The following is a 675-nucleotide window of genomic DNA, read 5'->3' on the forward strand; positions in this document are numbered from 1 at the left end:
GCCCGGCCTTCGCCGGCACACTCGGCTTCGCCTTCGGCCGCTTCGTCGGCGCGGTCAACGCCATGAGCCGCCAGAGCAGCGACAGGTGGAACATGTCACAGCCGCACGACGGGGTGTCGCAGCCGTCGCAGCTGTCGCTCTTCCCGCCGCCCCCACCGTGGCCACCGCCACCGCCGTGGCCGCCTCCTCCGCCGCCTCCGTGGCTGCCGCCACCGCCGCCGAAGCCGGGGCCGTCACCGCCGCCGCGTCCGCCGCCACCAGAGCCGCCAGAGCCACCGCCCCAGCCGCCACCGGAGGGAGCGTCGCCCGGGCCGTCCTGGCCACCCCGGCCCCCGCCCGACGGGCCATCCGACCCCCGGCCGCCGCGGCCGCCGCCACCGCCCCAACTGAGACCCCCTCCGCCGTCGCCGCCACCTCCGCCGGAGTCCTCCCACTCCAGTTCGGGGCCGTCGTCGTCGTCATCGTCGCGGCGGTGCGGGCAGTCCGGCGGGCAGCGCCACGCGCACGAGTCCGGGCAGTTGTGCGAACCGTGGTGCGGGCAGTAGTGCTCGGCCTGCTGCCCGCGGGAACGGCGGCTCACGGGACCGGGTCGATCGTGCCGCGCTGCACATCACCGGTGCAGCGGGAGATCCGTCCCGCGGCCAGCCGAGATCCCTGCCACAGCCCGTACCGCCG

The 675-nt window shown here is 77.2% G+C and carries 1 pseudogene; it reads right to left on the reverse strand.

Annotation, left to right across the window (positions count from 1 at the left end):
* Nucleotides 1-580, reverse strand: a pseudogene (locus tag Val02_RS48525) (hypothetical protein); the annotation flags it as partial.
* Nucleotides 581-675: the final 95 nt, after the last annotated feature.

It is taken from the genome of Virgisporangium aliadipatigenens (assembly GCF_016863615.1).
Taxonomy (GTDB): domain Bacteria; phylum Actinomycetota; class Actinomycetes; order Mycobacteriales; family Micromonosporaceae; genus Virgisporangium; species Virgisporangium aliadipatigenens.